This window comes from Novosphingobium guangzhouense (genome assembly GCF_002896965.1).
GTDB classification, from domain to species: Bacteria; Pseudomonadota; Alphaproteobacteria; order Sphingomonadales; family Sphingomonadaceae; genus Novosphingobium; species Novosphingobium guangzhouense.
The window spans coordinates 1-901 of the sequence record NZ_LYMM01000011.1; the positions used below are offsets into that span (position 1 = coordinate 1).

Sequence of the window (901 nt, forward strand, 5' to 3'; positions counted from 1 at the left end):
GAAGCCCAGCGCCGCACGGTGATGTCCGCATCGATGGTGGGGCTCAAGGGCCGGGTCCAGAAGGAGGGCGAGGTGATCCACGTCATCTGCGACCGGATCATCGATCACGGCGATCTGCTCCATAAGGTTGGCGAGATGGCCTTTCCGCATCAGACCGGCAGGGGAGACGGAGCGCGCCATGCCAGCGCGCCGGATCGCGGCGACGTTACTGGCGGCAAAGATCAATGGAGCCCCAGGCCGCATGACAGCTACTGGCCGCCGCATGCAGAGGGCCGCGATCCTGAGGATGTCGTGCGTTTCAAGTCGCATGATTTCCACTGATATGGATGCAAGCCTGCCGAAACATCAGCGCATCGTCATTGCGCTTTCGGTGCATATCCTGCGCAGCGGTGTAACCCGCTGCGGTGAAGCGCGGGTCGATACTATCGAGGTCCGCCTCGCGCTTCGCTGTCTGCTTCCCCATTGCCGCGAGCGGTGGCCGCTTGAACTGTACTGGGATGCGGCGCGTCAGGAAAACGAGATCGGACGTGCCCAGGGTGTGACTGCGGCGTTCAACGGAATTGTGCGCCAATTGCGGCTTGCCGGACGGTATGATGAAACGGCGTCGTCATAGTCGCAGGAACGATACCGGGCCTTGTGAGCGGAACAGCTTCGGCGACGCGCGGTGCGCTGGATCGGGGCCGCAAACCATCGCGAGTAAATTCACCGGTCTTTGCGACCTTTGTGACCCTTGTGCGTTGACGGGAGCGATGCCTGAAATCGAAAGCTCCCTTCTGATCGCCGCCAATCGCCTGCACCATCGCGGGTTCACGACCCCCATCATGTATTGCCGAAACGAAGACGTTCTGATCGGCCGGATCGAGGGCCTAGCGCACGACGTTTCCTGGCGAAGCGTTGATCT

General features: G+C 61.6%; 2 protein-coding genes. Both read left to right on the forward strand.

Annotated elements, in window-relative coordinates; translation table 11 throughout:
• Positions 1-321 (forward strand): hypothetical protein (locus tag A8V01_RS04165; RefSeq protein WP_146037176.1); only part of this gene is annotated, 321 nt, incomplete at its 5' end.
• Positions 308-613: a hypothetical protein gene (locus tag A8V01_RS04170; protein ID WP_245892319.1), complete on the forward strand. Its 306-nt coding sequence runs from the start codon at positions 308-310 to the stop codon at positions 611-613. The genes A8V01_RS04165 and A8V01_RS04170, both read left to right, overlap by 14 nt.
• Positions 614-901 lie beyond the last annotated feature (288 nt).

Bases quoted from the DNA above. Each gene is read 5' to 3' on its own strand.
- A8V01_RS04170 (WP_245892319.1), top strand. From the start codon at position 308: ATGATTTCCACTGATATGGATGCAAGCCTGCCGAAACATCAGCGCATC.